This window comes from uncultured Methanobrevibacter sp., assembly GCF_902771435.1.
In the GTDB taxonomy this organism is placed as follows: Archaea; Methanobacteriota; Methanobacteria; order Methanobacteriales; family Methanobacteriaceae; genus Methanocatella.
Map to the genome: position 1 here is coordinate 1 of NZ_CACXXB010000022.1, position 25441 is coordinate 25441.

Here is a 25441-nt window from a genome sequence, read left to right on the forward strand (position 1 = left end):
AATTCTTCAGGTGTGTCAAATTTTACATAAATGTTTGCCATAAAATATACCTCCTTTTTCATCTGGCTATGCCATCCATCGGCAGATATTATAATTCTTATGAATCATAATATAATGTAATTATATATAGTTATATTATTTTTTAACTATAGAAATTACTCAAATTATTCAATAGATGAATAATTTATTATAGTTTTTAATAATACTAATTCTTGAATAATTCATATATCACTAAATATAATCCCGAGAAAAAAATAAGAGGGATTAAACTTTCAATACAAATACTTCTGAATTTCATATAATAATTTTTAGCAAAACTAAAAATAAAAATTTAGTAATTAATGAAATAATTCTAGAGAACTAGACAATAATAAATTGGTTAGTATAGTATATAAATGTAAATAAGAAATAATTCATACAAAATTAAAAAAACAAAAATAGTAAAAAGTGTAAAAGAGATAGTAAAAAATTACTATCTACATTAAATTGCAAATCTATTTGATTGCTAATTTGATGTCTTCTGCTTTTACAGTTTTTCTACCAGCGTGACGAGCAAATCCTACAGCTTTTGCTGCAATTTCATTACCGCAGTCTTCGATAGCTTCGGTTAATGCAATTTTTGCGTCATCACTTACTCTTTGTGCACCAGCATTTTTTAAGATTCTTCCTACAGGAGCAATTGGTAATTCACTCATTATATTCACCTCATTATTTTGTTAATAGATAATCTAAATTTGCTTATATATAAATATATTGGTTAAATAGTGTTGATTTTGAAAGATTTCATCATTAAATAGCAAATTATAATAACCTAAAAATAGCAAGTAATATATTCAAAAATGTTTTTCATACAATACTTAAAACAAAAAAAGTGTAAATCTAATCAGAAATAATCAGAAATAAAAAGCAAAATTGAAAATAAAATGTAAAAAAATAAGATTTTGATGAAGCATTATTTGTTCATCAAAATTTCTCTTAAAGTGTCTATATCTGCATCCACCTGAGTAGGTTGTGTACATGCATCAATAGCAGTATTAGGATCTTTAAGCAAGTGTCCTGTAACTACACAAGTTATTGTTTCACCTTTATCAACTACACCTTCAGCCACAAGTTTTTTAAGACCTGCAATAGATGCGGCAGAAGCAGGTTCAACACCAATACCTTCAGTTCTTGCAAGCAACTTCTGAGCATCGAGAATTTCATCGTCAGTTACAGTTTCAGAATAACCATTAGAATCATAAATTGCATTTAAAGCTTTAATATCACTTACAGGTGCACCAATACGAATTGCAGTAGCTATTGTTTCTGGATTTTCAACAGGAACAACACGTTTATCACCTTTTTTAAATGCATTGGTAACAGGGCAGGCACCTTCAGCCTGAATACCGGTCATCATTGGTAAATCCTTAATGAATCCGGCATCATAAAACTCTTTAACACCTTTCCAAATAGCTGAAATATTTCCCGCATTACCGACAGGCAATATAATTCTGTCAGGGGATTGCCAGCCCAAATCACGAACGATTTCATAACCGATAGTCTTTTGCCCTTCCAACCTGTAAGGGTTGATTGAATTTAATAAATAAAGATGTTTTTCCAATGCAAGTGCAGTCATTGCCTCTAAAGCTTCATCAAAGTTTCCGTTGATTGACATTACTTCAGCACCATGGAACATAGCTTGGGCCAATTTTCCCAAAGCAACTTTTCCGGAAGGTAAAAATACAATGCATCTTAGTCCTGCACGAGCAGCATAAGCGGATAGGGATGCAGAAGTGTTACCGGTAGAAGCACAACCTACAGTGTCAACTCCCAATTCCACAGCTTTAGTCATACCAACAGTCATTCCTCTGTCTTTAAAACTGCCGGTCGGATTGGAACCTTCCACCTTAACATACAGGTTTACTCCAAGCTCTTCACCTAATTTATCGCATTTGCAGAATGGGGTTCCTCCTTCATCAAGAGAAACTATCTTTTTCTCATCTACTGGAATGCATTCCTTAAATTTCCATAAATTATCTCTTCTTCCGTCAAATACATCTTTAGAAACATCAATTTCATTGACGAGTTCAAGTACTGATCCACACTTTTCACAGGTGTAGATTACTTCATCGTCATCATATTCTTGTCCACATGAAACACATCTTATCATAAAATCACACTACATTTATTTTTTTATATTGTATTATAAAAGTTTAACTTAAAACTGAAATAATTGCTTTTGCAATCGGTATTGTCAGGTAGGTTTCAACAAATCCGGCAATTGCCATCAAAACTGAAGCTATTATCAATATAATAATTGCCTGTTTTAATCTGGTTGAATTTTCATTGAATGAATTCAGCAAAATTAATTTGGCAGATTGGCTCTCCTGACGCCAAATTGATTTTAAAAATCCATATAGGAACTGGAACAGTACCAAACCACTGGCACATGCCAGAATACAGGAAGAAAATTCAAAAATCCCATGAGGAATTATCAAAAGGAGAGTATACAACAGATTATCAGTAGAGGCGAGATAATATCCTGTAAAAAACCCATTAAAAGCCAATATTGCAATTGAAAAACAAAATACCAATCCATAGAGAAACATTGAAAAAACTATTTTAATGTTATTGAAGAAAATGTCGGTGAATGTTAATTTAACAACACCTGACTGGACTTTTTGAGTTAACTCCTCCACTACAGGATTAAAATAGCCATATAAATTGGGCTCAAAAATATATCCTAAAATCATAGAAATGAAAAATACAGCTATTGCAACATAAATAGCCAGTTTATTTTCATTGAAAGCCAATTTAATTTCATCAATCATTATATCAATGTTTTAGCAATTTCACGGGCTTCCTGCTGTTTTTCATGCAGGTCTTCAAAGAATTCCTCCATCAGTTCAGCGGTTTTGACTTTGCAGTCTCCGCAGCGAAGGGTTCCGTTCAAACACTCTGTTCTGATTTTCATAAGTTCCTCATCATCATCAATCAGATGATAAAGCAACATTTCATAAATAACACATTTATCTACTTCTCCGCCCAATTCCTGTTGCTCTTTTAAACTTTCTCTTCCACCGGTTTTTGCGGATTTGACTTTTTTGACAACATCTTTTGTATCATCATTGAGATAGATTGCAGTTGAAGGTTTTGAACTGCTCATCTTATCCCCGGTCAGACCTGTAAGGAATCTGTGATATGTGGAAGCCGGAGTTAAAAATCCTAAATCTTCATGAAGTTTTTGGGCAATGTCTCTTGTTAATCTGATATGAGGGTCCTGATCAATACCTACAGGTACAACGACCTTTTTCGGACCTCCGAATTCTTCAATTTGAGGAAGCAGAATGTCAGCAACCTGAACCAACGGTGCCTGAACATGAGCAATATTGGTTGAAGGATTGAAACCATAAATAGCTTTCAGCTGATTGAAATTGGTTTTGCTGGCTGCCATGAAAGACAAATCCTGCAGAGATTTGTTTTGAGACTGAAGATACACATTGACATTATCTTTTTCCAAATCCAAACCTAATGCAATCCAGTTAGTCAAATATTCGTCTACTGCAATCTGACGTCCTTTTTCAAAGCTCATGCCACGTGCCGCATAGGATTCCAAATCTGCAATCGGCAGTGACAGCATTGCACCTTTTTCCTGATACCATTTTAGCTGGTCTACAACCATCTTATGACCAATATGCATCTGGCCACTAGGCATCATACCGGTTACAACCGCAAAATCCTTATTCTGATTTATCAAATTATTTATTTCATTGAATTCCCTGTGACCGAAAATCACTCCTCTTTTCATCAGTCTTTGAGGGTTTTCAATCTCATCAATAATATCTGAAACTTTACCAATACCAAACTGATTAACCAATTTATCATAATCTAGGCTAAATGATGCCCATGGATCAATTAAATTTTCCACATTATCACCAACACATGTATTAAATCAAATATCTTATCAATAATTATGATGTTTAATAAAAAATCATGTTAAAATATAATTGATTTCTTTAATTAAAATTAAGGTCGTGTCCATTCTATATTATAGTATGTAATATCAAAATCATCATCGACGATTGCTAAAAGAAGTTTCTTATTTACCCCATGAGAAACCCTGACATAACTTGCAAAGTCAAGTGCATCAATATCATAATTTTCAAAAATAATCTTTACCAAATAATCTGAGTGACCCTGACCCGGACCCCCGCCCCGGTCGTATAACCTGAATTCTGAACCGTATTTAAATCCTGTTTTAATAACATATCCACGGTCTTTCAAATCACGGTAGACAACATATTTGGCATAATTATCCTGTTCCTTTAAAATATCGATTAGATAACCGATAGTGCACTCCACATCATCTTCAAAAATGTTTAGACGTCCTTTTTCTAATAGATAACATGCTTCAATTAAGGAAAGATTAAGACTATCAGCTTCAATTTTTCCAAATTTACTTTTTTCATGCAAAGCAACTGGTCTTTTACTACCTTCCTCAATTTTAATAGACACAATTTCATTAGATAAGTTTCCACGCATTAAAACACCAAAAAAGAAATAAATTATATTTAATGCTAATAATTTTGAAATAAATATTATATAAAAGTTATGAAAAAAGAAAAAAAGTTAAATTCTAATAAAAATATTATTAGCCATCTCCAATGGAATTTCTAACTCCTTATCGTCGACAGTAATTAAATAATTGCCGCCTAAACGATTTTCGTTAAATTCATAGTGTAAATGCTGGCCAACTTTAATTTCCTTATCAGATATTTCATCCAATAGTTCAGAACTTCCGCGAATGAATGAGACAGTACCCTCAGTGTTGGAAGTCAACTCGGAAATTGACAGCAAATTGAATTTTCTGTTCATGACCTGATCAAAATCTTTTTGAGAATAACAATCATGACAACTATCAAAATCAAAATTACATGCAGGAATTACATTATTGTCCGGACATAAATCAGGATTATGCAGCATTGTACATATTGCTCTTTCAGCTTCATCAGATAATGTATGTTCCATTTCACAGGCTTGCTGGTGAATATTCTCTTCCCTAACTTTTAAAACATCAAGCAGGAATTTTTCCAAAATCCTGTGTTTTCTGGTAATTTTTTGAGCTATCTGCAATCCTTCATCAGTTAATGTTGCTCCTTTATATGGAGTGTATGTGATATAACCTAAATTCTCCAGTTTTTTAAGCATCTGTGTAACACTACCCGGAGCGATGCCCAGCTCTTTAGATAAGGTTGTAGTTGAAACCTGTTCCCCATTGCTTCCATTACGATAGAGAACTTCTAAATATTCCTCAATATTATCACTAATTTTCTCAGCCATGAATTTCACCTTAATTCAATACTATATAAAAGTATATAATTAGAACTATAAAAAAGTTTTGGTATGCCTAAATTTTTGAGAAAAAATAAATAAAAAAAAGATAAGTTAATTAATTGTTAAATTAATCAACTATTTAAATATTTTTAAGTTAGAATGAAATACCAGAATAGATTCCATGTAAGGAGAATGAATTAGTATTCCAATTAACTACACTACCAAATGAGTTTCTTGAACTTGTTGCGTCAGCAACAACCCAATTACCATCAACTAAAACTTGAGCCCAAACGTGACCATAGGTACTTCCACTGGAGAATACACAGGTTCCGTGAACGTATCTTGCTGCAAGACCTGCAGTTCTGGCCATTGCGACAACTAAGTGTGCTTGATCCACACAGTTTCCGGTTCCGGCATTCAAAGTACCGACAGCACCATATCTTGTGTCATAGTAGAAGCTGTATGAAATTTGGTCTCTTACATAATTATAGATTGCAACAGCTTTCTGATAATCTGTAGTTAAACCACTAGTAATTGAATTTACAACAGATTTTATAGCGCTGTTACCAACTTGACAATTAGTTGAGGATTTCAAGTAAGCTGTTAAGTCTTTAGCAGTATTTTTCTCATTTAAACCGGATCCAGTACCGGTAATGTATGAACTGCTTGCGGAATAATCAACTGTCACATAACTTGGCAATGCCTTATTTGTGCCATAATAATCCAATACCCTTGAGAATGAATCTACAAGGACATCATAAGCCAGTTTTCCTAAAGCAGATGAAGCGTAATTAGGAGCTAAATCATACTGCTTGATGAATTTTGCAACATTGCCCGCTACAGTAACATAATTGTCTTTGGTAAATTGCTGGGAATCAACACTATCACCGAATGGAGATTCCGGACTGCTTACTCCTTTCATATAAGCAACATCATTAGTATTTGAACTTCCAAGTTGAGATATAGTCTGACTCATTAAATACAGGAACTCAGGTAAAGTGAAAGTAATTCCGCCTGCAGTAACTGTATTCGGAAGCTCTTCATTATTTGAAATGTAATTTTTCAAATTAGTTGAAGCAGTTAAGATATCTTTAACTGAAATGGTTTTTGATGTTGAAGAGCTAGAGCTGGAACTAGAGCTGGAACTAGAACTGGAACTAGAACTGGAATTAGAACTAGAACTTGAACTTGAACTTGATGAACTGGATGAGCTACTTGAAGATGGAATATCTTTTATAGTAACGTAATTAGGCATTACTGAATTGGATTTATAGAACGCTAAAGTTCTAGCAAATGCATCAACCAAATTCTCATATTTGATATTGCCCAATGTTGAAGTAGCATAAGCAGGAGCTTTATTATTCGCTGCTATGAAACTAATCAATCTGGAAGCAACATCCACATAACCAGTTTTAACTAATTGTCCTGAAGCATCACCGCTGGAACTTGAAGGAGCACTAGCTGATACAGGTGAAATTGAAGTTGATTTACCTGAATTAATCAATACTGTAGCTTGTGCCATCATGTACAAGAATTGAGGAGTTGTATAACTTACTCCACCAACATTGACATTTGCAGGAATAGCTTTTTTGGATTCTATAGTGCTTTTTAAAGTAGTTGCTGCTGTTAATACATCAGCAATGGATACAGACCCAGTTGAAGAACTTGATGTAGGAGTAGTTGAAGAACTTGATGAATCTGATATGCTGCTTGAATAACCAGTAATTCCTTTGAAGTTAACAAAGTTGGTAATACCCCATCTGAATATTACTGCACCTTTTGCACCGGCATCGATTGAAGCCTGAACATCTTTTGTAATACTAGTTAAAGACAGTTTAGTCACATCATCATCTGAATTATATGACTGCAATCCGGTCCATATTTTTGCTCCTTTTGAATTTTGCACAAACCATTTTGTGGTTGTACCGATCCAACTGGTGGAAGTTCCATAATTTCCTTTATAAATCATAGGTATGATAACGTCCATACAGGAACTGAGTGCACTCAAATCCTGACCGTAATAATATATGTTATCGGCTGTTTCAGGCATTATGGCACAGGAAACAATCAATTTTGAATTGTAACTGTGAAGTGCATCACAGGCTGATTTTGCAAATTGGTTAATTGCAGCAGTACCACCAGAAGTCTTATAAGCGGTTCCAGGATATCTCAAGTAATCAAAGTGAATACCTGCAACACCTTTCATGGCTGCATATTTTTTAGCTTCATTAATAACTTGATTGAAGTAAGCTGTGTTAGGTGATCCGTTTTTAACAGGATTTACCCATCCACCATCATTATAAAATGCCTGCATCCAAATATGAACTCTCATTCCTAAAGCGTTTGCACTTGCAATCCATGATTCAACAGCAGATTGACCATGTGTAGAAACTGCAAAATAATTTAGGAACAAATCGGTAGTTCCTTTAGAGGCAAGGGCGCTTAAGTCAACATTTTTCATGTCTCCACCGAAAACCCAGTAACCGTAACCGCTAGTAACAGTTGTAGGAGTAACAGCACTTTTGACAACAGTGAATGGAGTACTTCCGGAACTTGGAGCATAGTCATTGTCGCCTGCTGCATCAAATTTATATGAAGCGGTTCCATTTTGAGCAATATTAACACTAAATGCTGCATAACCATTGGAATCTGTTTTAGCAGTGTAATTTTTTGAGTTTACAGTTAAAGAAACAGTTTTTCCGGATATAGCTTTTTTAGCTGAATCCAATAATAATATTTTAATAGTCTGAGTACCTTGATTGAGAGATTTTTCACCATCCCAGGTTAGAGAAGTGGAATCCCTTTGTTTTACAGTAATTTGAGAAGATCCTGATTTTGAATTATAGGTTGAATCTCCTTTAAATGCATAAGTAATTGTATATGTACCAGCAGCCAAGGAGATAGGTAAAGATACTATTCCATTGCTGTCAGTAGTTTTTGTATAATCTTGATTATTCAAAGTTAAAGTAACTTCCTTATTGGATAGAGGAACACTTCCTGATGTTAAAGCAACCTTAAATGAATTGCCTGAACCGATACCGAAAGTGGTACCGCTTTTAACGGTAAAAGTTGGTGTCTTATCCTCAATGATATTTACATTGCTTGTAGTGCTTGAAGCAGTATAGTAAGCATTTCCGGCAAATGAATATTTTACTTTATAAGTACCTGCATTTAAATTAGGTAACTTGATTGAAGCAACACCGCTGCTGTCAGTCTTAGCAGTGTATGATTTGCCGTTTACATTGAATGTAATGGTTTTTCCAGCGCCAGGCGCATATCCTAAACCATTCAATAAAGTAACTTTTATTGTATTGCTGCCGCCTTTTATAAAAGTATAATCAGAAGCAGTTAATTTAGAAGTGGTTGATTTGATAACTTTGACTGTTCTGGTTTTAGTTAAACCATCGGTATTGTAAGAAACTATTTTATAAGTTCCCACATTAAGATTAACGAGTGATAGTTTAGCTACACCGTTACTGTTTGTTTTTTTAGTATAAGATTTTCCATTAATCTTAAACTTAATATTTTTATTGGCTAAAGCTTTACCTTTGCTATTTAAGAAAGTAGCTTTGAATTTCTTCTTATCTGTATACACCTTAGTAATAGAACTTGCCTTAATTGTTGTTAAAACCTTAAAAGTATTGGTTACTGAATATTTGGTAACCGGATTAGTTGCAACAACTTTATAAGTGCCTGGTTTAAGATTAATTGCAACAGAAGCAACCCCATTAGCATTAGTTTTTACAGTGCGAGTAACACCATTTATAACTAGTTTGACATTTGTGTTAGCTAAAACCATTCCTTGAGCATCTGTAAAAGTTGCTGTGTATTTGGTGCTTCCTTTATAATATTTAGTTAAATCACTTGATTTGATGGTATCTGTAATATTCACATTGGAAGAAACATCACCGGCCGCCCCGTGCACTTCCTTATCGGAAGACACAGATAAACTGGTAACCCCATTTGTACCATCGTTAGAATTCGTTACTGTTGATAAAGTATTTGAATTTTCAGATCCTAAAACCTCTTCACTTGATAGAGATACTTTAGATGAATCATTATCAACATTTGAAACACTAGATACAGAAATCTCTGATGAGTCAGCAGTTTTCTCCAATGGGACTGAAGCATCTGATGTGTCATCTACTAAGCTAATAGCATATGAATCTGTAACATTTACTTCACTTGCACATACTGCACTTGCTGTAAAAATTACCAAAAGTGCCAAAAAAGCAGTGAGTAATAATTGTTTTTTCAAAATAATTTACCTCCATAACAATTTTTTAAAGTTTCAGTGAGTATACATTCTCACATCAACAATATTTATTACAAATATGTTATATAAACCTTTTTATTTAGAAAAAAGCATTATTCTCTTTTATTTTTTAAAAATAAACCTAAAACTTTATGAAAATAAAGAATTAAGTAAAATTATAGTTGAATTAGCTTTTAAAAGGATAAAACTATATGAAACTATATTTAAAGTTACTTGACTATATTAAAATATAAATCCCTATTGTATGACTTATCATATGAAATAACATATAATTTAAGGCCATGCTAACTAAAAACATAGATTTAATTCAAGTTAGATTAAAAATCAATAAAAATAATCGAATATAATCAAAAATAAGCTTTAAAAATAAAAAAAAGAAAAATGTAAAAATTTTTTAAAAATTTTACATCATCGGAGGCATTCCTCCACCCATACCAGGCATTGGAGGCATACCACTATCATCATTACCAGACTCATCAGGTCCGGTTGAACTTAATGCATTTCTTGCTGCAATCATATCATCAATACGTAAAATCATTTCAGAAGCTTCGCCAGCAGATTGAAGAGCTTGGATTTTAACTCTTAAAGGTTCAATAACTCCAGCTTCTTTCATATCAACCACTTCACCGGTGAATACATTGATACCGATTAAATTGGATTTTTCATGGGCAGCTTTCAAATCAGCAATTAAGTTAATGGTATCTAAACCTGCATTTTCAATTAAAGTTCTTGGAATGACTTCTAAAGCTTCAGCATATTTCAAGATAGCTAACTGTTCTCTTCCACTTACAGATTCACCGTATTCTCTTAATTGTTTTACTAAATCGATTTCACAAGCTCCACCACCAATGAGAACTTTTCCTTCTTCAATGGTTGCTGCAACTACGCCTAAAGCGTCGTCTATAGCTCTGGAAATTTGTTCAGTTACATAACGGGTACTGCCTCTTAAAACAATAGAGGAAGCTTTTGGATTTTCGCACTCTTCAATGAAGGTTAATTCATGGTCAAATATTTTATCAAGATATACGTGACCAGCAGTACCTAATTTGTCAGGAGTTAAATCTTCAATGTCAGATACGAATTTAGCTCCGGTAGCTTTTTCAATTCTTTCCATGTCAGATTTTTTAACTCTTTTGTAAGCCATGATTCCTGCTTTTTTCAGGTAGTGTTCTGCCATGTCGTCAATACCTTTTTGACAGAATAATACATTACATCCGGAATCTATAACTTTTTGCACTAAATCCTTAATCATTTGTTCTTCCTGTAGTAAGAAAGATTCAAATTGATCAGGGTTGGTTATGTCTATTTTAGAAGAAGTGTTAATTTCTTTCAATTCAATAGGATATTTGATAATAGCAATTTTTGCATCTTTAACATCTTTTGGCATACTTTTAGATACTGGAGCTTTGTCGATTACAATTCCTTCTGCTAAAAATGAATCTTCTACTGAATCTCCGGAAACTCTTTGAATATTAATATTGTCGATATCGGATTTTCCGTCCTCTTCGATTCTTAAAGCAGCCTGTACGACTAAATCTGCCAAATGTTCTTTTGCGTAGTCTGAACCTTTACCGCTCATTGCAGTTACAGCAACTTTTTTAAGGGTTTCTTCATCATCTGCATCAATTGCAATTTCGTTTAAGAGTTCAACTGCTTTTGCTGTTGCATTTCTGAATCCTTTAACAACAACTGATGTTGCGATGCCGTCTTCTAATAACTCTTCTGCCTTAGCTAATAATTCGCCTGCAATTACAACAACTGAAGTGGTTCCGTCTCCAACAATATCTTCTTGTTTTTTAGCGGTTTCTACAAGCATTCTAGCTGCAGGTTGGTTAATTTCCATATCTCTCATGATAGTTGCACCATCATTAGTGACAGTTACATCACCTAATGAATTAACTAACATCTTATCCATACCTTTAGGACCTAAAGTAGTTCTTACAATACCTGCCAATACTTTAGCGGCAGTGATATTCATTCTTAAAGCATCTCTTTTTGAATATCTTTCGGTTCCTTCAGGAAGGATAAATATTGGTTGATTTGCCATTTTATAATCACCTTTAAAATTTTTAAATAAAATAATATAAAACTAAGTTTTTATACAATATAACATAGGTTAGAGGTAATATAAAAATATTACCTATTAAAATAACTTTTGGTGTGTTAATGTACGAAGAAATTATAAATGAAATTAAAGCTAACTTGGGTGAAAACAAGGAATTGAATAAAAGATATCTGTCATCACAAATGGAAAAATACGTGGATCATCCTTATAACAAGGAAATAATCCGTGAAATATCACGTATGATGTGGGATTGCCTAACCGAAGAGGAGCAAATGGAATTCGCAGAAATATCCGAAAAAGAAAATCCGATTATGGACATTTTAAATGACGTTTCACAGGATATTGAAATGGGCGAATTTAAAATCGCTTTGGAAAAGCTTGACAAATTCATTGAAAACTATCCTGCAATGTTTGAAGACGATAAAGTTAGCGAATACCATTTCTTTACAAACCCATTGGAGGAGCTGTTGTTTTACAAGTATGTCGGTGCTGAGAAAATCGTCAGGTATATTCCCGACAACAAACCTGTACTTGACTTATATTATATATATGGATTTTTACTCCTTGAGACAAATAAATATGACAAAGCGGAGGAATATCTCAAAAAAGCCATTAAAATCAATCCTGTTTCATCAAGAATAATACTGGAGCTATGTGAAATCTACAAACTTCACACATATAATTATAATAAGTATTTCATGTATGCCACAGACGCATTGAAATATGCATATATGCCTCAGGACATTGCAAGAAGCTACAGGTCACTCGGCTATTATTACATTGAAGAGAACCAATTTGAAACGGCATTTGCACTATTTCGATACAGCATGGAATATGAATTGAATCCGATGGCCTACTCGGAAATAAATTACATTCAAAATAAAGACAAAAGCATTGATCTGTCATTGGATGAATCCATGGAAATAATTAAAAACAAAAATATACAATTGGGAGTTAATCCCTTCATTTTAGAAACCCTGGATGAGTTCATCAGGGAATATGAAGAAAACAAGCTATACAGCCAAACACTATATTTTTTAGAGTTGAAATATAACTTGACAAATGATGAAAAACTTATCGAAAAGATTGAAAACCTTCAGGAATTGATAAAATATTAAATATAATATATGTTATATAATATAATTAGGTGATTTTAAATGTGTTCTAGCGGAGGCCCAATGGCCGATATTGATTTGAAAAAATTGAAAACAAAAAAATACCATTGTAAAGCATGTGGCAATACCTTCAAAGGTATTGGGAAAAAAGTAGTTTGTCCATCATGTCAAAGTGATGACGTTGAACTAGCAGAGTAAATTTATTTACTCTATTTTTTATTTTTTAGTGATTTTTATGAATATTGATTTTAAAAATGATGAAATACTATTTCTTGAAGGCGAAACAGGAATTGTCGGTATTGTTAAAGTAGGCTATGAAAATAAAATGCTGTTTATAGCTACACAGGACAACGAGGAAATAGTGCAGTTTTTAGAATCAGACGACATTATTGCAGTATCTAATTTTAAAAAAGATAAACGGGCCATAAGAGCTCAGGCCTACTTAAGCCGTGAAGAATCATCTCCACTGATAATCCTGAACAAAGACCATCCTTCAACCAAAAGACTGGAAACAGTGATATCAATAGGAGATGGGGTAAACCTGAACTGCAATATCACCCCTGGAACACACCCAGAACAAAATATTTTATGTTCCTGTGACAGTTTATCCGGCCTTGAGATAATAAAAACCCCTACCGGCGTCAAATTAAATAGACAGATTGATAATTTTACAATTGAGGAATTTTAGGTTAAAAAATGTTATTCATTGATTCATTTTACATGTTTTTAGGCCAATTGGTAGTTTTTGTAGCTATTCTAATTGTCATACTCTTCATTGTAGTATTGATTTTAGGATATCTTATTGCACGTAAAAACCAAATAAAATTCCCAAGATTCCTGCTGTATATTGTTGATTTGCTATACTCCCCATTTAAGACAATCGCTCATTTTCTGAAATTGGATGATTATCTGATTGATGACATAGCAATAAAGGTCAGGGACGAAATCAACAAGGAAAAATTCAGACAAATCCCTGCAGAAAAAACATTGATTTTTCTTCCCCACTGTTTAAGACATAAAGACTGTCCTGCAACTCTTCAAAAAGAAGGACTGAACTGTACCGAATGCGGATTATGTTCAATTGGTGCAATCAAGAAAAAGTCAGAACCTTTAGGATATAAGCTATATATAGTTCCGGGATCAAGTTTTGTTAAAAAAATAGTTATGGAAAATAAATTTCAGGCAGTTCTTGGTGTAGCCTGCCATGAAGATTTAAACCAGATGATGATGTTGCTGTCTGATTTTTGCCCTCAGGGAGTTCTGCTTGAAAAAACAGGCTGTTTTGAAACAAAAGTAAATGTTAAAAAAGTATTTGAAAAAATTGATTCCAAACACTAATCATCAAAATATTTCATGAAATCATCAGATTCCGGAGTTTCACTGAATTGCCTGATGAAATCATTTAAATCATTGAAAAACTCTTCTTTTCTTTTATCCAAATCCTTGATTTGGGAATAATCCTTTTTAACAGCTATTGACATTACAATATCATCAGTTTCAAGAGTTATTTCAGGATATAATGAATCTAAAAAATCATCCATTCTATCCTCTTCCATGTTGCTGATGAGCCCTTGCAAGATGTCCTGCCGCAATAGCTCCAACTAATGACAGTTCTCCTGCTAAAACTGTACATGCAACAATTTCTGCGAATTCACGTGCTTTTCCTGAACCTGCAACACCTAAGATTTCCAACCCTTCGTGGGCAACTTCAAGACTTGTTCCGCCACCAACGGTAGCAACAGGCAAATCAGGCAGGTTTACTGAAAAGTATAAATCGCCGTTGCGGTTTTCTGCTGTTGTAATACCCAAAGATCCTTCAACAACATGAGCTGCATCCTGACCGGTTGCCAAAAATATTGCTGCAACCATATTTGCATAATGGGCATTGAATGCCATGCTTCCTGAAGCAGCTGAACCTATCAAGTTTTTAGCGGTATTTACTTCAACTATAGTATCAACTTCAGTTTTGAGTTTACGTGCAACAATCTCTTTTGGAATTAAAATGTCAGCTATAACACTTTTTCCCCTTCCTTCAACAATGTTTATAGCTGCAGGCTTTTTATCAACGCACACATTACCGCTTAATGCCAGATGTGTCGCAGAGGTATCCTGTGCCAGTTTATCTAGAATTTTTTCAGAAGCTATTGTAACCATATTCATTCCCATACTGTCTCCTGTTGAGAAGACAAATCTTGGATATACATAGCTTCCAACTATTAAGATAGGGTCTATTTTAAGTAGTTTACCATGAGAAGTTGTACTTTCTGCAATGGATTTCAACTCATCGAAATTATCGACAAACCATTGTTTTATCTTTAAAGCATCACTTACACCATCACATTTGATTGCAGGTGCACGTGTCATGATATCAGAGACAACCCTTGCATTTGCACCTCCAGATGCAGAAATTGTTGAAGCACCTCTGTTAATAGATGCAACAAGTGCTCCTTCTGAGGTTGCAAGAGGAACATATACTTCCCTTTGACAGTATTCACCATTAATTTTTAACGGCCCCGCAATCCCCATTGGCAGCTGTAAAACACCAATTGAGTTTTCGATGTTACGGGCTGATGCCCTTTCCATGTCCAAAGTATAATTAGAGATATTAGACAAATCCAAATCATATTTCTGTTCTAAGAATTCTCTTCTAATATCTGTTGCCTCTTTAGCTGAAACTTCCTTATCAACCTGATAAAGTTTCATTTCGCCGCTTAATAATTTATCAATAATTTCCTGATTTGACATTACATAACCTTTTTAAGTAACTCTACAATTTCAGACGGTTTAATTGCCACTTCAACACCAGCTTCATTTAAAGCTTTTGTTTTACTTTCGACAGTACCTGAAGAACCTTGAATGATAGCTCCGGCGTGTCCCATTCTTTTGCCTGGAGGTGCGGTTCTTCCTGCAATGTATGATACGACCGGTTTTGACATTTCATCAGCAATGAATTTTCCTGCTCTTTCCTCTGCAGTTCCTCCAATTTCACCGATTAATACAACTGCATCGGTTTGGTCGTCTTTTTCAAATCTTTTCAGGATATCCACATAATTGTCTCCGGTTACTGGGTCTCCACCAATACCTACTGCAGTACTTTGACCTATTCCGGCATTAGTGAGTTCACTTGCAATTTCATATGTTAATGTACCGCTTCTGGATATTACACCAACATTACCTTCTTTGAAAATGTGGGTTGGCATGATTCCTAATTTACCGACTCCAGGAGATATGATTCCAGGGGTATTCGGACCTATGACTGTAGTGTCCATTTCTTTTGCATATGCCATGATTTTCATACTGTCATGAACTGGAATGTGTTCTGAAATAATGACAACTAAATCCAAGTGTCTTATTGCTTCAAATGCCGCATCTTTTGCGAATTTTGCAGGTACAAAAATAATTGAAGAGTTAACGTCAACATCTTCCTTTGCCTCTTCAATGGAATTGAAAATTGGCACTTTGTCCAAGAATTTTTGACCTCCTTTTCCAGGAGTGATTCCTGCAACAATATTGGTATTGTATTTTAACATTTGTTCTGTGTGGAATGAACCTTGTTTACCGGTAATTCCTTGAACTAAACATTTTGTATCTTCATTTAATAAAATCATAATTTATACTCCTATCTTAATATTCTAGTTTTATTTTCAAACGGAACAGCCAAATCTATTACATTGCCGTTCATGAACGCAGTAGCGGAAAATATGACACTGCCCGGCAATACATTGCAGGTTGTTCCTCTTTTAACCAAATAAGTATTTTTATTTCCAAGCGCTGCTCCAATCATTGCACCAGCTATTACCCCAACAGACTCAATGTTTTCAACAGTGGCCGCAACAACGGGATCATCAGTTTCCGGTGAAACATAGCCGACGCCAGGAATTTTTCTTGTTTTAGGTTCAATGTAATCTGATACATCAGTTAAATTTTTCATGCCTTTTGCAGCTTCTATTGCAGAATTTGCAACATCTGCGACAAACGGTTCTCCCCCATATGTATCAAAACCCAAAACGATTGCATCAGGATATCTGTCAGGTCTGATACTGGCTTGTGCATAAGAAACACCTTCTCCGGCATTTTCCGGAGTTTGTGAGATTCCTGACAAATCCCCCAGGTTTTCAGCACTTTCCTTTAATATATTGACAATTCCTTCATTTACAGGTTCAAGCAAGTCATCTTCTACAAATGCGCTTATAACAACATCATCACCAGTGACATTGGTTAAAGCTGCATCCCTTGCACCTAACTCTTTAAGTTTATGAAGGTTATTTTCAATAGTTTCTACTAGCTTAGAACTGCAGGATACGTCATTTTTGGATATATCTGCACCTATAGCTGTTATTTTCAAGTTAACACCTTTCATCATTGAATTAATTAATAAATAAAATATAAATATTTTATTGATATATATTTTGTTTTTTAATTTATATAAAGATTAAGAGTGCTTTGAAGAAAATTTAATAAATAACCTTTAAATAAATATATAATTAATGTATTCTCAAACTAAAATTGCAATTCCTATTTTTCAAAAGAATTGCCGAGATGTTATTGAAGTAGCCAATGACTGCATCGATAAGGGTGCAGACATATTGGAATTTAGAATTGATGCACTGGAAAAGCCAGACATTACAGAGATTAGAAGTACTATTGAAGAGATTAACTTCCCCATTATAGCTACCAATAGAATTAATACTGAAGGCGGCTCTTTTAAAGGCTCAGAAGAAGAGCGAATCAATATTTTATACCAATGCTGTGATTTGGCTGACTATGTTGATATTGAACTTCAATGCAACGATGAATACATAAATAAGATCCATGATACAGGTGTTAAAACAATTGTTTCTTATCATGACTTTGAAAAAACACCTGATTTGAATGAAATCACATACATTGTTGAAAAGGAACATGAACTTGGAGACATTGCCAAAGTCGCATTTATGCCACAGGATTTAGAAGATACATTAACTATTCTGGCTGTTCTTTCACACTGTAAGGATACCATCGCTATTTCAATGGGAGATTTGGGAAGTTACACCAGAGTTATGGCATCCAAATTCGATTCACCAATCACATTTGCGGCAGGAACTGATGTGACTGCACCAGGACAAATTGACATTGAAACAATGAAAGCATTGTTAAATATGGATTTGAATATCATGGACGAGTGATTTTATGGCTAAAAAGATTATTTTAGCTTTAATAATACTGATTTTTATTGGATTTTTAGGTTTTACATTTTTAGGAAGCGATACCGTATCAATCTACATTGACGGTGAAAATGTTACTGTCACTACAAATACCCTTTCAGATGTCGACACAGATAGCCTTAACAGGGAAATCTGCAAATACACCACATATGCAATGAATGATTCTGATACAGATATTGCAACTTATAAAAATAAGATTAATGAAATTTGCAATTCATATAGGCTTGAAAATGCTAAAATAACTCTCGATTCATCAATTGGTGAAAATCAAATTCCGGTTATCGTCATTGTTGATGGAACTTCAATGCTTCCGACCCTGCAGGACGGCCAAACAGTTCTTATTAACAAAACCCATAACGTTAATGTTGGAGATATTGTTGTAGCCGATTCAGCAGAATACGGCGGAATCATAAAAAGAGTTGATGACATTAACGGCGATACCATTCATCTTGTAAGTGACAATAAGGATGTTTCATATGAGTACATCAACGGCGCTTTATATGAAATCAAAGGAATTGAGACATGGGTTGATGTTTCAGACATCAACGGTGTTGTAATAAACTATTAAAAAAAAGAGAGGAAATAATGCCAAAAGCACTATTTCCCAGGGAGATATTATGAATATTTAATTCATCATAATGAAAGAATTTTTGCCTTAGAGAGTTACACCGCACTGTCCCCCTCTTCACCTGTTCTTATTCTGATTACATTGTCCATAGGATAGATGAATATTTTTCCGTCACCGATATTTCCTGTGTGTGCACCTTTTTTGATTGCTTCAACAATAGCGTCCACACCTTCATCCTTGACAACGATTTCTATACGTGTCTTTGGAATTAAATCAATACAGTAACTTGATCCTCTGTATGATTCCTTAATTCCTCTTTGGCTTCCTCTTCCTTTTACTTCAGATACATTCATCCCTTCGCATCCAACTGCCAAAAGGGCATTTTTAACATCCTGATATTTTTCTTGTCTTATAATCGCAACAATACTTTTCATACTTTACACCTAATTAAGATTATATGCTGATTCTTCATGAAGATTTGTGTCAAGACCACCAATTTCTTCATATTCTTCCACTCTGATACCGTTCATTGCTTTGTCCAGTACTTTAGCCAATATGAAACTTATTGTAAATGAATATGCTAAAGTAGCAACGATACTTATAATTTGTATGACGACCTGGTTTGGATTTCCTGCAATTAATCCTGCAACTCCACCTACTGACGGCACTGCAAATATTCCTGTTGCTAACGCTCCCCATACACCGGACATGCCGTGAATTCCCCATACATCTAAAGCATCATCATATCCGAATCTTGCTTTTAAGTAATAAATTGCGAAGTAAGACACGAATGGAGCTGCTGCACCAATAACTAATGCTCCAGGGACATTCACAAATCCTGCTGCAGGAGTGATTGCCACAAGTCCTGCTACACCACCGGATATTGCACCCAGGACTGTTGGTTTTCCAACGATGTATGTATCTAATCCTGTCCAAACAATTAAACCCATTGCTGCTGCAACATTTGATACAATGATTGCGTTTGCTGCAAGTCCATCTGCTGCAAGGCCGGATCCTCCATTGAATCCCATCCATCCAAACCACAGCAATGCTGCTCCGAGAACTGCATATCCTAAGTTGTGAGGAATTAATGAAGTGTCTTTACGTTTTCCTAATACCAATGCGACAGCTAATGCGGCTGCTCCTGAGTTCATGTGAACTACTGCACCTCCTGCAAAGTCAAGTGCACCCATTTGCATTAACCATCCTCCTCCCCATACCCAGTGGGCTACAGGGACATATACTAAACAGGCCCATATTATTGTGAATAACACCCATGCTTTTGTTTTCATCCTTCCGACCAATGCTCCGGAAATAAGAGCTACAGTCAGACCTGCAAAAGCACATTGGAACATTACAAACAATAATGTCGGAATTGTTCCATTTAAATCATCCAGTGCAATTCCCTGTAAGAAGAAATGTGACGGTGATCCTATAAGACCACTTATATCGCTACCAAATGCAAACTGGTATCCGAATATCACCCACATTACACTTACAATTGAAAATGCAATGAAAGTTAAAAAAATTGTATTTAATACATTCTTACGTTTACTTAATCCTCCATAAAAAAATGCGACAGCTGGAATACTCATCAAGAGCACTAAAAGAGTACATGTGAGAATCCAAGCGGTGTCACCTGTGTTAAAAAGTACATCCATTTTATCTTCTCTAGTAATTAATTTGTATAAATAAATCTTGGCCGGCAATCGCCGGAAGTAACATGTCGGAAGTACCATTCCGACATATTGTTATTGAACACCATAGTATATAAACCTTTTGTAAAAAATTAATTCAATGAAATATTAACATCAAAATATTGAAAATAATAAACCAAATAACCATACAATTCAAAAACAATATTGATTTATTCAACAAAAAATCAAAATTTCCACTAAAAACTTTTTTTTAAAGAAAATCTTAAATAATAGCTTTTAAGAAAAATAATAATTGTATAGTTTAAATTTTTAATTAAAATAGGAAAAAGTGTTATTATGAAAGACTCGATAAAAGCCAATCTAATAGTATTTTTAATAATTGCAGTAATTGCGTTTACTATTAGCACTGCTTTTGCAAGCTTAACAATAACTGAGGATAATGACTCCTATAAGTTAAGTCCGATTGAAGATGACCTGTTTGAACCGAATCATGTTGAAGAAGTTCCAACAATCATTCCAAAAGTTGAAAATAAAACAAATAACACTAACATTACAAATACGACTGTAAAAAGCTGGAACAATACATGGATTGAAAATACTACAGTTAACTGGGAGTATAGGTAAAATGGCTGAAAAGAAAAAATTTATCAGAGATAGCGTCTATGGAGATATTAGCTTAAACAAATTTGAAGAAAGAATCATGGATATGCCACAATTCCAACGTTTAAGAAGAATTAAACAACTAGGCCTAATAAGTTTAATTTATCCAGGCGCCACACACACCCGATTTGAACATTCCGTTGGAACTATGAATCTGGGGTCCAAGCTATCAGCTGAACTCGGTTTGCCTGATGACGACATAGAACTGATTAGGGCATCCGCTCTGCTGCATGATATCGGACACGGTCCCTTTTCACATGTATCCGAAGGAGTTCTCTCAGTTCCTCATGAAGAATTAACCAAATATGTAGTCACCAAAACATCAATGTGCGATCTGCTCGAGGAAAAATTCGACGTGAACGAAATTGTAGATATCGTCAACGGAAAAGGATATCTCGGTCCGATTGTTTCAGGCGAACTTGACGTGGACAGGATGGATTATCTCTTAAGAGATTCACACAATACAGGCGTTGCCTATGGAATCATAGACTATGAAAGAATAATATCCAATCTGAAGCTCGAAGATGATGGATTGATTTTGGACATTAAGGGCGTTCAGGCAGCGGAAGGAGCATTAGTTTCAAGATATTTCATGTATCCCAGCGTTTACCAGCACCACACCACAAGAATCGTAAATTCCATGTTCCGAAGGGCATTGAAAAAAGTGATTGACGAGGACATCATTGACGAAAACGACATTTACAAATATGATGATGCCGAAATAATCGGAGTTTTCAGACACTGCGAAGATAAATTTGTAAACGACATCATGGCCAGGTTGGACAATAGGCAAATCATGAAACGAGTAAAAACAATAAGGCTCGATAATTTCAAATACCCTGAAAAAATGTACAAGATTGAACAAAAAGAGTTAAGAAAAGCCGAAGAGGAAATAGCTGAGGATTATGACATTGAAAAAGACTATGTGTTTATAAACATTGCAGCATATCCTCGTTTTGATGAAATGAAAACTCAAGTTAGTGTAGACGGCAAATTATACCCTTTAACTGAAATATCAAACATCATTGGCGCATTAAGTAAAGCCAGATTCAATATTCCGGACATCAGCGTTTACGTTGATGAAAGTGAAAAATCCAAATTCACCAAATTTAAACTAGAAAATTATCTTGATTTGCCTGAAATTGACAGGGAAAAATTCCATGGCATTCATTATGATCAAATTAAACTATTTTAGGAGATAAAATGATAGTAGTTGCGATTACTGGAGCAAGCGGAGTGATATACGGCATCCGGTTGCTCGAAGCGTTGAAAGAATTAAATATAGAAACCAGTTTAGTTATTAGTGATGCTGGTAAAACCGTTATTGAATCAGAAACAGAATATAAGGTTGAGGATGTGATTAACCTTGCAGACGCTTATTATGATTTCAATGATTTGACCGCTTCCATAAACAGCGGATCATTCCAGACAGATGCTTTGGCTATTGTCCCATGTTCCATGAAAACATTATCATCAATAGCCAATGGATATGGAGCAAATACAATAACAAGAGTTGCGGATGTCAGTCTTAAAGAAAGAAGGACAACTGTTATTGTTCCTCGCGAAACTCCGCTCAGAAGCATTCATTTACAAAATATGCTAACATTATCACAAGAAGGAGCCATAATTTTACCGGCAATGCCTGGCTTTTATTCAGCGCATGATACCGTTGAAGACCAGATTAATTTTGTTGTCGGCAAAATTTTAGACTCTCTCAAAATTGAAAACAATTTATTTAAAAGGTGGGAGTAAATGTTAGAAGATAAGGATTTTATTAAATCCTGTGATGTTCCAGGACCTACAAAAGAAGCAATAAGAGCAATAATCATATACAAATCAGGAGTAACCTCCGATGACAAGGTAGTTGACTGCGGATGCGGAACCGGTGGAATCACCTGTGAATTTTCACAGAGAGCCCGTGAAGTGATTGCCATTGATACAAATCCCGAAGCTATTGAAATGACTTCAAAAAATCTTGAAAAGTTTGGTCTGAAGGATAACGTCACATTAATTAACGATAATGGAGCAAATGCCTTAAAAGATATTGATGACGTTGATATTGCTATTGTTGGAGGTAGCGGTAGAGAACTTGAAAATATTTTGGACATTGTTCATGAAAAACTAAATTCAAAAGGCAGAATAATAATCACTGCAATACTCGTGGATACCAAAGTTGAAGCTATAAATAAACTCAAGGATTTGGGATACAATCCTAAAATCATGGAAGTCAATGTTTCCAATGGAAGAGTATTGGACCGTGGAATTATGATGATTAGCGAAAATCCGATAGCTATCATTACTGCTAAAAAAAGATAAAATAAAAATTGGAGATTAAAAATGGATGGACATAAACGCTGGAAAATAAAATTCTCCATATTAATGGTTATTTTAATAATTATTATTTATGGATCAAATTACCTTGTATTGGGTGATGCTGAACACATTATATCATACATCTGGACACATTTAGGTTTCATTCCGGTAGATATATTGGTTGTTGCGTTCCTGCTTGATGAAATTATTGAAAGAAAAGAAAAAGAGGCAATGCTTGAAAAATTGGACATGCTTATGAGCACTTTCTTTTCTGAAGTTGGAAACGAATTGATTTCCCAGTTAAGCGCTGCCAACAAATACAAAGCAAGCACTGAAAATCTGAAATCAATTAAAAACTGGGAAGATAAGGATTATGAAAACAAGTTGAATGAACTTAAAAATTCAAATATTGATTTCTCTGCAATCGATATTGCCCCGGAAAATAGGGAAGAATTTTTGGAAAACTTAAGGGGATTGCTGATAAATAAAAGAGAATTTATTATTAACTTAATAAATAATCCGAATCTGCTTGAAAAAGAAGAGTTTACAAGCTTAATCAATGCCATTCTTCACTTAGATGAAGAGCTGGAACACAGAAAAGACTTGGCTCTTGTAAACGACACTGACTTCGGACACCTGAATGGAGATATGAAAAGAGTGTATGAAAAATTGGTGTATGAATGGGTCTATTACTTAAGATACCTCAACAAACATTACCCATACATGATTGCACTGATCATACGTACCAATCCGTTCGATGAAGATGCGGACGTCTATGTGAAAGAATGAAATTTCAGAGGATTTGATATGAGTAGTGATATTAAAAAAAATGAAAATATTAAATCCTGCATTATTTTATGTGGAGGTAAGAGTAGCAGAATGGGTCGTGATAAAGGTTCTATGATTATTCAAGACAAACCTATGATAAAACACATTCTTTCTACTTTAAACCACCAAATAAATGAAGCCGTAATTGTTTTAAATGAACAATCACGGATAGACAAATATCGTGAATTTATCAACCCTCAGGATTATGACTACACCATCACATTTGCAGAAGATAAAATCAAAAACAAAGGCCCAATGCCCGGAATCATGACCGGACTGTCATACATCAGCAGCGACTATGCATTAATACTGCCATGTGACAGCCCATATGTTTCAAAAAACTATATCAATACTATTTTTTCAGAAGTGGACAATAAATATCAGGCCATTGTTCCATATCATGATTCAGAAAACAAGTTGAAAACATCAGAACCCCTTCATTCAGTATACAATAAAAATACAATACCGATTATTGAAGAATTAGTTAATCAGGATGTTTTGCACATTAAAGGATTAATATCAAAATTAGATACAAAATTTGTTTTGATAGATAATAAAAAAATAGAAAAAAAAGAATTTAGAAATCTTAATCGTCCAACAGACATTTAAAGATATTCTATTAACTCTTTTACTTTTGTAATAGCTGTATTTACACAATAAAGAATTTCATCTTTAGTTAATGGATGTTTTCCACCTTTCTGCATGGAACAGATGTGACCATCTTTTGTAACACCAACATTTAAACGAGCACTTGCGACTCTTTCTTCATCCAATGTTGGGTCGATAACCATTTTATCACCAATTTTAACAAAGGTGCATAATGCCAATTCGTTATTGATTGGTAAATCAAAGGTTTCATCTTCACTAAGGACTACTTCTTCATCCACAATAGTTGCAACAGGCAATTTAGTGGATTTGAGTGCGGCCATTACAGCCAGTTCACATGCATCGAAAAGGTTTCCGCAGTTATCGATAATGTGTAAATCAATGAATAACATCCATACGTGTTTTCCTTCTTCAACACATAATTTGTCCAATTCCACCAATTCACTTTCACGAATTCCTCTGTCAACTACACGTGCAAGTTCTATTGAATCGTCACTAGGTGGTCCTGGTTCAAAAGTAGGATCAGCCATTGGTAACATTTCACAATTAGTCATTAAAACTCCTAAATCAGGAGTGTCTGGAAATGGGCTTCCAAGTTGTGGTTTAATACCTACAATAACTTGAGTTCCACCAATTTTTACGCGAGCAGAACCTTCAGCTTTAGAAATGACATTAGTTTCAATAGAAATATCCCTATATTCAGTTAATTCCCTGCCATCTTCTCTTTTATCATTTTTGACAAGGTTAGTAATACTTTGTCTTGTAATTTCTGGTACTATATCCATATTATCCACCCACTATTCTGTAGAATATTTTTTCATTAAAGCTTCTTTTT

General features: G+C 34.4%; 27 protein-coding genes. 12 read left to right on the forward strand and 15 right to left on the reverse strand.

From position 1 onward, the window contains the following. Positions 1-494: 494 nt before the first annotated feature. The 8 genes from QZU83_RS07105 to thsA all read right to left on the reverse strand — a co-directional run bounded on the left by QZU83_RS07105 (position 495) and on the right by thsA (position 11636). Entirely contained in the window at positions 495-695 is a 201-nt protein-coding gene (locus QZU83_RS07105; protein ID WP_292741980.1) for a histone family protein, read from the reverse strand. A 257-nt stretch (positions 696-952) separates the two neighbouring features. After that, the gene (gene thrC / locus QZU83_RS07110) at positions 953-2149 is read right to left on the reverse strand and encodes a threonine synthase (RefSeq protein WP_295610819.1); all 1197 of its coding nucleotides are present in this window, start codon (positions 2147-2149) and stop codon (positions 953-955) included. Positions 2150-2192: 43 nt separating this feature from the next. Next, positions 2193-2810, reverse strand: coding sequence for a stage II sporulation protein M (locus QZU83_RS07115; protein WP_295610820.1), 618 nt, complete (start codon positions 2808-2810; stop codon positions 2193-2195). Further along, positions 2810-3907, reverse strand: a complete 1098-nt coding sequence (locus tag QZU83_RS07120) for a tryptophan--tRNA ligase (protein ID WP_295610821.1) — start codon at positions 3905-3907, stop codon at positions 2810-2812. Before QZU83_RS07120 ends, QZU83_RS07115 begins: the two co-directional genes overlap by 1 nt. A 98-nt stretch (positions 3908-4005) precedes the next feature. Then, entirely contained in the window at positions 4006-4521 is a 516-nt protein-coding gene (endA, locus tag QZU83_RS07125; RefSeq protein WP_295610822.1) for a tRNA-intron lyase, read from the reverse strand. An 87-nt stretch (positions 4522-4608) separates the two neighbouring features. Next, positions 4609-5319 (reverse strand): metal-dependent transcriptional regulator, encoded by a 711-nt coding sequence (locus tag QZU83_RS07130; RefSeq protein ID WP_295610824.1) that lies wholly within the window; start codon positions 5317-5319, stop codon positions 4609-4611. A gap of 148 nt (positions 5320-5467) precedes the next feature. Next, the gene (locus QZU83_RS07135) at positions 5468-9571 is read right to left on the reverse strand and encodes a pseudomurein-binding repeat-containing protein (protein ID WP_295610825.1); all 4104 of its coding nucleotides are present in this window, start codon (positions 9569-9571) and stop codon (positions 5468-5470) included. Between the two features lie 421 nt (positions 9572-9992). Then, a complete protein-coding gene (thsA, locus tag QZU83_RS07140; RefSeq protein WP_295610826.1) occupies positions 9993-11636 on the reverse strand; it encodes a thermosome subunit alpha in 1644 nt (547 codons plus the stop codon). Between the two features lie 119 nt (positions 11637-11755). Here thsA and QZU83_RS07145 point away from each other — a divergent pair, with 119 nt between their 5' ends. The 4 genes from QZU83_RS07145 to QZU83_RS07160 are packed head-to-tail and all read left to right on the forward strand — an operon-like array spanning position 11756 to position 14107. After that, a complete protein-coding gene (locus QZU83_RS07145; RefSeq protein WP_295610828.1) occupies positions 11756-12772 on the forward strand; it encodes a tetratricopeptide repeat protein in 1017 nt (338 codons plus the stop codon). Between the two features lie 39 nt (positions 12773-12811). Then, entirely contained in the window at positions 12812-12967 is a 156-nt protein-coding gene (locus tag QZU83_RS07150) for a hypothetical protein (protein ID WP_295610829.1), read from the forward strand. Between the two features lie 37 nt (positions 12968-13004). Beyond that, positions 13005-13457 carry a hypothetical protein gene (locus QZU83_RS07155; RefSeq protein WP_295610831.1) on the forward strand — a complete coding sequence of 151 codons (453 nt, stop codon included), beginning with the start codon at positions 13005-13007 and terminating at the stop codon, positions 13455-13457. 8 nt (positions 13458-13465) lie between these two features. Further along, positions 13466-14107 (forward strand): DUF116 domain-containing protein, encoded by a 642-nt coding sequence (locus QZU83_RS07160; RefSeq protein WP_295610832.1) that lies wholly within the window; start codon positions 13466-13468, stop codon positions 14105-14107. Here the strand turns inward: QZU83_RS07160 and QZU83_RS07165 are convergent. The 4 genes from QZU83_RS07165 to QZU83_RS07180 are packed head-to-tail and all read right to left on the reverse strand — an operon-like array spanning position 14104 to position 17114. Next, positions 14104-14310, reverse strand: a complete 207-nt coding sequence (locus QZU83_RS07165) for a hypothetical protein (protein WP_295610834.1) — start codon at positions 14308-14310, stop codon at positions 14104-14106. The two genes, QZU83_RS07160 and QZU83_RS07165, sit on opposite strands and share 4 nt — an antisense overlap. Position 14311: 1 nt before the next feature. Beyond that, positions 14312-15514 (reverse strand): hydroxymethylglutaryl-CoA reductase (NADPH), encoded by a 1203-nt coding sequence (hmgA, locus tag QZU83_RS07170; RefSeq protein ID WP_295610836.1) that lies wholly within the window; start codon positions 15512-15514, stop codon positions 14312-14314. Beyond that, positions 15514-16377: a succinate--CoA ligase subunit alpha gene (sucD, locus tag QZU83_RS07175; RefSeq protein WP_295610838.1), complete on the reverse strand. Its 864-nt coding sequence runs from the start codon at positions 16375-16377 to the stop codon at positions 15514-15516. The genes hmgA and sucD overlap by 1 nt, the downstream gene beginning before the upstream one ends. 11 nt (positions 16378-16388) lie before the next feature. Continuing rightward, the gene (locus QZU83_RS07180) at positions 16389-17114 is read right to left on the reverse strand and encodes a hypothetical protein (protein WP_295610839.1); all 726 of its coding nucleotides are present in this window, start codon (positions 17112-17114) and stop codon (positions 16389-16391) included. 142 nt (positions 17115-17256) lie between these two features. Between QZU83_RS07180 and aroD the strand changes: the two genes are divergently transcribed. Both aroD and QZU83_RS07190 read left to right on the forward strand, forming a co-directional pair. Then, complete coding sequence (gene aroD, locus QZU83_RS07185; protein ID WP_295610841.1) at positions 17257-17934, forward strand: type I 3-dehydroquinate dehydratase; 678 nt, start codon at positions 17257-17259, stop codon at positions 17932-17934. Between the two features lie 4 nt (positions 17935-17938). After that, on the forward strand, positions 17939-18541 hold the full coding sequence (locus QZU83_RS07190; protein WP_295610843.1) for a S24 family peptidase: 603 nt from the start codon (positions 17939-17941) through the stop codon (positions 18539-18541). A gap of 95 nt (positions 18542-18636) precedes the next feature. Here the strand turns inward: QZU83_RS07190 and QZU83_RS07195 are convergent, their stop codons facing one another. After that, positions 18637-18975 carry a P-II family nitrogen regulator gene (locus QZU83_RS07195; protein WP_295610845.1) on the reverse strand — a complete coding sequence of 113 codons (339 nt, stop codon included), beginning with the start codon at positions 18973-18975 and terminating at the stop codon, positions 18637-18639. Positions 18976-18984: 9 nt separating this feature from the next. Beyond that, a complete protein-coding gene (locus tag QZU83_RS07200; RefSeq protein WP_295610846.1) occupies positions 18985-20202 on the reverse strand; it encodes an ammonium transporter in 1218 nt (405 codons plus the stop codon). A gap of 333 nt (positions 20203-20535) precedes the next feature. On the opposite strand from QZU83_RS07200, the gene QZU83_RS07205 reads away from it, so the two are divergent. From QZU83_RS07205 to QZU83_RS07230, 6 genes are read left to right on the forward strand one after another with little or no spacing between them, the layout of a single operon-like run. Continuing rightward, positions 20536-20823, forward strand: coding sequence for a hypothetical protein (locus tag QZU83_RS07205; protein ID WP_295610848.1), 288 nt, complete (start codon positions 20536-20538; stop codon positions 20821-20823). A gap of 1 nt (position 20824) precedes the next feature. Further along, complete coding sequence (locus QZU83_RS07210) at positions 20825-22054, forward strand: HD domain-containing protein (RefSeq protein ID WP_295610849.1); 1230 nt, start codon at positions 20825-20827, stop codon at positions 22052-22054. An 8-nt stretch (positions 22055-22062) separates the two neighbouring features. Beyond that, a complete protein-coding gene (locus QZU83_RS07215; RefSeq protein ID WP_295610851.1) occupies positions 22063-22611 on the forward strand; it encodes a UbiX family flavin prenyltransferase in 549 nt (182 codons plus the stop codon). After that, the gene (cbiT, locus tag QZU83_RS07220; RefSeq protein ID WP_295610852.1) at positions 22612-23175 is read left to right on the forward strand and encodes a precorrin-6Y C5,15-methyltransferase (decarboxylating) subunit CbiT; all 564 of its coding nucleotides are present in this window, start codon (positions 22612-22614) and stop codon (positions 23173-23175) included. A 21-nt stretch (positions 23176-23196) separates the two neighbouring features. Then, positions 23197-23961 (forward strand): hypothetical protein, encoded by a 765-nt coding sequence (locus QZU83_RS07225; protein ID WP_295610854.1) that lies wholly within the window; start codon positions 23197-23199, stop codon positions 23959-23961. Between the two features lie 18 nt (positions 23962-23979). Beyond that, positions 23980-24609, forward strand: coding sequence for a molybdenum cofactor guanylyltransferase (locus tag QZU83_RS07230; protein WP_295610855.1), 630 nt, complete (start codon positions 23980-23982; stop codon positions 24607-24609). Here QZU83_RS07230 and rrp42 read toward each other — a convergent pair. Continuing rightward, positions 24606-25391 carry an exosome complex protein Rrp42 gene (gene rrp42 / locus QZU83_RS07235; RefSeq protein WP_295610857.1) on the reverse strand — a complete coding sequence of 262 codons (786 nt, stop codon included), beginning with the start codon at positions 25389-25391 and terminating at the stop codon, positions 24606-24608. The two genes, QZU83_RS07230 and rrp42, sit on opposite strands and share 4 nt — an antisense overlap. Positions 25392-25441 lie beyond the last annotated feature (50 nt).